Origin of the sequence: Kluyvera sp. Awk 3 (assembly GCF_028069715.1) — a bacterium.
Lineage (GTDB): Bacteria > Pseudomonadota > Gammaproteobacteria > Enterobacterales > Enterobacteriaceae > Kluyvera > Kluyvera georgiana_A.
In genome coordinates, this window is the sequence record NZ_JANEWH010000062.1 from 21827 (window position 1) to 27826 (window position 6000).

Consider the following 6000-nt stretch of genomic DNA (forward strand, 5'->3'; position numbering starts at 1 on the left):
AGCGCGGCGGATTTAGCATCCCTGCTCCCATCGGGCACAGGAGCGTGAACCATGACAGCCACAACGCCTTTACTGTTCATGGAGATTAATTCTCCGGATATCTGGCGCTGGTCTTTTGTGGAATACACCGTCGGCCAGGCGCTACGCTATGAATTTCAGGGTATCGTTATTCATCAGCAATCTTTATTAGCCCGATTAGCGCCCCCCTCCAGGTGCTGTAAAGGCAGTGAATTAATTAATCTGACGCTAGCCCAGGAGCATGCCATTATTTATTTACGGCGGGTGGGCGATTATTGCCAGAAACATCATTTACAGCTTTGGTTACAGGGCGAAGCCACGCCCGATAGCCAGGAATTAAAAGCTAAATTTCCTGAGTTCTTTCTTTCAGAAAATAATCACGACGCATTTATTCAGCATTTTTTCCAGCACACTATTCCACATATTCTCGCCGCGCTTCCGGCAGTGCGGGGCCTGCGTCTTTCGTTATCCACCCCGGACATCAGCAATGAACACTGGAAAACGTCGTTAAAAACTCTCTATCAAGGCATTCGTCAGCTTGGCCGCCTGCTGATCCTGCGCGATTATCAGGACAAAACCTGGCCCCGGCAGATGCTGCGTACGGCGCTGGAAACCCTTCCTGACGATGTGCGCGCCTCGATTAAGGCGACCGAACTCGATTACCGTCCGGGCTTTGCCAGCAACCCCAACCTGCTTAATATCCAGAGCAACCGCAAATGGCTCGAGCTGGACCTCTGGGGCCTGGAATACGGCTGGACGCTGCTCCCGTGCTATCTGCTTGAGGAGATTCAGCAGCGTCTCGCCTGGCTTAACCAGCATAGCGGCGGCGCACCCGAAGCGATCACCGTACGCATCGACTGGGAATGGATGCCCGACCTGACGCTCAACGGCAGCCAGAATGAACTTAACCTGTTCGGCCTTGCCCCACTCATCCACGAGCCGGAGGTCAATCCGCGGCATATCGTTCACCGCTGGTTACAGCAACAGGCGCCCACTGCGCCACAGCACACGCTCAACGCACTCGGCGATATCGTCATCGCCAGCCATGAGTGGAGCTGCAAAACGCCGACGCTATTGGGCCGCGTGCTGCAATGCCACAGCCGCCCGCCAACTGATTTAGAACATACCCTGCACCTGCTGCATCTCGATACCCGCGGCGCAAACTGGACGCAGTCTTTTCAGCCGCTGATGCCCAGCGACGATCGCGAACTGGGCGCTCAGCAATGCCAGCTTATCGAGCTGGAAAACCAGCGCAGCCGCTTTCTTGCCGACTATCTCTACAGCCGTTCGCTGAAGCTACTGCCCGACAGCGGTCTGGCCGAGCCCACCCGGCGCGCTATCACCGACGGCGCGATTCGCGCCCTCAAATATACCCATATCTACAGCGCCTTTACCCAGGCGCTTAGCCTCAAACTGTGGCTGCGTAAGTACGGTGAACAGGCCGATATCCGTACGCAGCTTGCCGTCGCCTTACGCGACTTCCGGCAGCAAAATAACGAGCTGGAGGCCTGGTTTAGCCAGCATGGGGACGCGCATCCCAGCGCCTTTGCTACCCTGCTCAATCCGCAACGCATCGCCACGTTGATTGCCAGCCTTGATAATGATTAAGCATGAAGTCGACGCGTCGGTAAGTAAATCCGCCAGGCCGGTGCAAATCGCGGCTGAACCTATTCGCGGGCGTAAAGAGTGAAAACCATCACGGTTGTGGAAAAAATCGAGTGATAGACATCACATTCTGACCGAACGATTTTGTGATCGTTATCGATGAAGGAAGAAACACAGGTGGGAAAACCCGGCGGACAGAGGCCGCCGGGCGAGCGAGATTACTCGTCTTCGAGGTAGGTATAACCGTACAGACCGGCTTCAAACTCTTCCAGGAACTGCTGCTGCAGCTCGGGATCCAGATCGGTGTTTTTCACCTGATCGCGGAACTGGGTAAGCAGCTTATTGGGATCCAGTTGAACGTACTGCAACATATCCGCCACGGTATCGCCTTCATCGGAAAGCTCAACCTCGACGCTGCCGTCAGGGAAGACAAACACGTCAACCGCTTCGGTATCACCGAACAGGTTATGCATGTTGCCGAGGATCTCCTGATACGCGCCGACCATAAAGAAACCGAGCATCGGCGGATTCTCCGGGTCGTATTCCGGCATTGGCATGGTGGTGGCAATGCCGTCACCGTCGACGTAGTGGTCAATCGCGCCATCAGAGTCACAGGTGATGTCCAGCAGCACCGCACGGCGCTCCGGCGCCTGGTTCAGCCCTTCGAGCGGCAGCACCGGGAACAGTTGGTCGATACCCCACGCATCCGGCATTGACTGGAACAGCGAGAAGTTGACGTAAATTTTATCCGCCATACGTTCCTGCAGCTCGTCGATAATCGGACGGTGCGCGCGGTTGCTTGGGTCGAGCTGTTTCTGCACTTCGTGGCACATGTTCAGATACAGCTGCTCTGCCCACGCGCGCTCCTGAAGACTAAAGGTGCCTGAAGAGTAGCCGACGTGAATATCGTGCAGGTCCATCTGGCTGTCATGCAGCCATTCGCGCAGCGAGCGGCGGTTATCCGGCTCGTGCATCTCCTGCCAGGTTTCCCACATACTTTGCAGCGCGCGCGGCGCATCGTCAGCCGGCGGCGTCGCTTCGGTATGTTCGCTACGCTCAACGCCGATAATGTTCGACACCAGCACCGTGTGGTGCGCGGTCACCGCACGGCCGGACTCGGTAATCACCGTCGGGTGCGGCAGGCCATGCTCTTCGCAGGCGTCGCCAATCGCCCAAATGATATTGTTGGCGTATTCGTTCAGGCCATAGTTCACGGAGCAGTCGGACTGCGAGCGGGTACCTTCATAGTCCACGCCCAGGCCGCCGCCGACGTCGAAGCACTGAATATTGACGCCCAGCTTGTGCAGTTCAACGTAGAAACGCGCCGATTCGCGCACGCCGGTGGCGATATCGCGAATGTTCGCCATCTGCGAACCGAGGTGGAAGTGCAGCAGTTGAATGCTGTCCAGACGGCCACGTTCGCGCAGGATTTCCACCAGTTGCAGAACCTGGTTGGCCGCCAGACCAAACTTAGATTTTTCACCGCCGGAGGACTGCCATTTACCGGAGCCCTGAGAAGCCAGACGCGCACGCACGCCAAGGCGCGGTACCACGTTCAGACGTTCCGCCTCTTCCAGCACGATAGCGATTTCAGACATCTTCTCGATGACCAGATAGACCTTGTGGCCCATCTTCTCGCCCACCAGCGCCAGACGAATGTATTCACGGTCTTTATAGCCGTTACAGACGATCACGCTACGAGTCATGCCCGCATGCGCCAGCACCGCCATCAGCTCAGCTTTAGAACCGGCTTCCAGACCCAGCGGCTCGCCGGAGTGGATCAGCGACTCAATAACGCGACGATGCTGGTTAACCTTGATCGGGTAAACCAGGAAGTAGTCGCCGTTGTAACCGTAGGATTCACGCGCGCGTTTGAACGCCGCGTTAATCGAGCGCAGACGATGCTGCAGAATCTGCGGGAAGCAGAACAGCGCAGGCAGGCGCTGACCCTGTGCTTCACGGGCTTTAACCAGCTCGGCGAGATCGACACGCGCTTGCGGAACGTCAGGATCCGGGCAGACGCTGATGTGGCCCAGTTCGTTGACGTCGTAGTAGTTATTGCCCCACCAGGCAATGTTGTATGTGCGTAGCATTTTGCTGGCTTCCTGGGAGCTCATCGCAACCTCCTGCATGGAACGTAGTACACCGCGTTCGCCTGCTGACGAAGGCGAATCCAATGAAATGTCGTCAGACATAGCGAACCTCAATTATTTATAACAAGTGTAAAACAGTTAACTACTATCGCAGCGTGACGTTGCGATAACAACCCATAAACAGCCCGATGAGGCAGCAGAACATGCTGACGCAGCGACTGTGCGACCGGTTTCTTTTTCATATCATTGTAAAACACGCACCTGAACCGGGTATGACGGTTCAGCGAAACCACGAGAAAACCCTTGCCGTAACAAGAGCGCCCTTGTTCAGTGTTCCGTTACCTACCGGCTCGGGAGTCCTGAGAAGCGCCGAAATGGGTATAACATCGGCTGGTATGCAAAGCAGAATGGCGGGTTGCGGGGAACATATTCGCGCCAGAACGGCACGGTAGAATCAGCAGAATACAACGGTTCATTATCTCGTATCACCTCCACGGCCGCCCCGAAAGACGTACCTCAAGCCAAAGCAAAAGTCTTAGCCCGGCTGGAAGTGGCAACACGAAAAATGACGTGTGCTTTTTTGTATGAGCCGCGCGCGGCGTTTTATACCGATAACCCACCTAAAAAGCAAAGCAAAAATGTGGGCATTGCCGGTGGTGTCAGGAAAAATTGCCAACTCATTGAGGAGCAGAATGGGAGCTTCATCAAAAAATACTGGCAAAGAGGTGAAGAAGTGACCTAGAATAGCCATCCAGATGTTAATCCATCTATACCGATTAACACTCAGACTGCCAGTGACAGTAACCTATAAGTCCGTGGTAGAATCTTCCATCGTGACTATTCAATGCAACAGTTTGAGCTAACCAAATTCTTATTGGGTGAAATTTAATATGGCAAAACACCTTTTCACGTCCGAGTCTGTATCTGAAGGGCATCCTGACAAAATCGCAGACCAAATTTCCGACGCCGTGCTGGACGCTATCCTTGAGCAGGATCCGAAAGCCCGCGTAGCGTGTGAAACTTACGTCAAAACCGGTATGGTGCTGGTCGGCGGTGAAATCACCACCAGCGCATGGGTTGATATCGAAGAGATCACCCGTAACACCGTTCGCGAAATTGGCTATGTGCATTCTGATATGGGCTTTGATGCCAATTCTTGTGCCGTACTGAGCGCGATTGGTAAACAATCCCCGGACATCAACCAGGGCGTTGACCGTGCCGATCCGCTGGAACAGGGCGCGGGCGACCAGGGCCTGATGTTTGGCTATGCCACCAACGAAACCGACGTGCTGATGCCAGCGCCAATCACCTACGCCCACCGTCTGGTGCAGCGTCAGGCTGAAGTACGTAAAAACGGCACCCTGCCGTGGCTACGTCCGGACGCGAAAAGCCAGGTCACCTTCCAGTACGACGATGGCAAAATTGTCGGTATTGATGCCGTCGTTCTGTCTACTCAGCATTCAGAAAGCATCGATCAAAAATCGCTGCAGGAAGCGGTGATGGAAGAGATCATCAAGCCGGTTCTGCCGACCGAATGGCTGAACGCGTCGACCAAATTCTTTATCAACCCAACCGGCCGCTTTGTTATCGGCGGCCCAATGGGCGACTGTGGCCTGACCGGTCGTAAGATCATCGTGGATACCTACGGCGGCATGGCTCGTCATGGCGGCGGCGCGTTCTCCGGTAAAGATCCATCAAAAGTTGACCGTTCTGCGGCGTATGCTGCGCGTTATGTAGCGAAAAACATCGTTGCCGCTGGCCTGGCTGACCGTTGCGAAATTCAGGTTTCCTACGCTATCGGCGTGGCTGAACCGACCTCCATCATGGTGGAAACTTTCGGGACTGAGAAAGTACCGGCTGAGCAGCTGATTGGTCTGGTTCGCGAGTTCTTCGATCTGCGTCCTTACGGCCTGATCCAGATGCTGGATCTGCTGCACCCGATCTACAAAGAGACAGCAGCTTACGGTCACTTCGGTCGCGAAACTTTCCCATGGGAAAAAACCGACAAAGCAGCTCAGCTGCGCGAAGCGGCTGGCCTGAAATAAGCGCCCCTCCCTTCGATAAAAGCCAGCCTCGCGCTGGCTTTTTTATGCCTGCTATTCAGCCTCTCTACGTATCAATTTACATTTCAAAACACTTTCATGAAAGCGATTACACATTGGTGTGTTCCATTCAACAAGCCTTTCATAGCGTGATTGAAACAGCATTTCACCTTACTGCGTTATGTTTCAGTAAAATCTCATTATCGTTTTTTTACCACCGACTAAAATAAACACATATATAT

Annotated in this window: 6 protein-coding genes; 3 read left to right on the forward strand and 3 right to left on the reverse strand. The window is 54.5% G+C overall.

What is annotated here, in order from left to right; all coding sequences use genetic code 11:
• Positions 1 to 51: 51 nt before the first annotated feature.
• Positions 52 to 1626, forward strand: coding sequence for a hypothetical protein (locus tag NNN71_RS14085; protein ID WP_271458746.1), 1575 nt, complete (start codon positions 52 to 54; stop codon positions 1624 to 1626).
• Positions 1627 to 1841: 215 nt separating this feature from the next.
• On the opposite strand, the gene speA is transcribed toward NNN71_RS14085, so the two are convergent.
• From speA to NNN71_RS25260, 3 genes are all read right to left on the reverse strand, one after another.
• Complete coding sequence (gene speA / locus NNN71_RS14090) at positions 1842 to 3818, reverse strand: biosynthetic arginine decarboxylase (RefSeq protein ID WP_163446028.1); 1977 nt, start codon at positions 3816 to 3818, stop codon at positions 1842 to 1844.
• Between the two features lie 8 nt (positions 3819 to 3826).
• Positions 3827 to 3958 (reverse strand): acid stress response protein YqgB, encoded by a 132-nt coding sequence (gene yqgB / locus NNN71_RS14095; RefSeq protein WP_249023284.1) that lies wholly within the window; start codon positions 3956 to 3958, stop codon positions 3827 to 3829.
• Between the two features lie 96 nt (positions 3959 to 4054).
• The gene (locus NNN71_RS25260; RefSeq protein WP_420811674.1) at positions 4055 to 4192 is read right to left on the reverse strand and encodes a hypothetical protein; all 138 of its coding nucleotides are present in this window, start codon (positions 4190 to 4192) and stop codon (positions 4055 to 4057) included.
• On the opposite strand from NNN71_RS25260, the gene NNN71_RS14100 reads away from it, so the two are divergent.
• Entirely contained in the window at positions 4132 to 4458 is a 327-nt protein-coding gene (locus NNN71_RS14100) for a hypothetical protein (RefSeq protein WP_271458747.1), read from the forward strand. The genes NNN71_RS25260 and NNN71_RS14100 overlap by 61 nt on opposite strands.
• Before the next feature lie 148 nt (positions 4459 to 4606).
• Positions 4607 to 5761: a methionine adenosyltransferase gene (gene metK / locus NNN71_RS14105; RefSeq protein ID WP_064542672.1), complete on the forward strand. Its 1155-nt coding sequence runs from the start codon at positions 4607 to 4609 to the stop codon at positions 5759 to 5761.
• Positions 5762 to 6000: the final 239 nt, after the last annotated feature.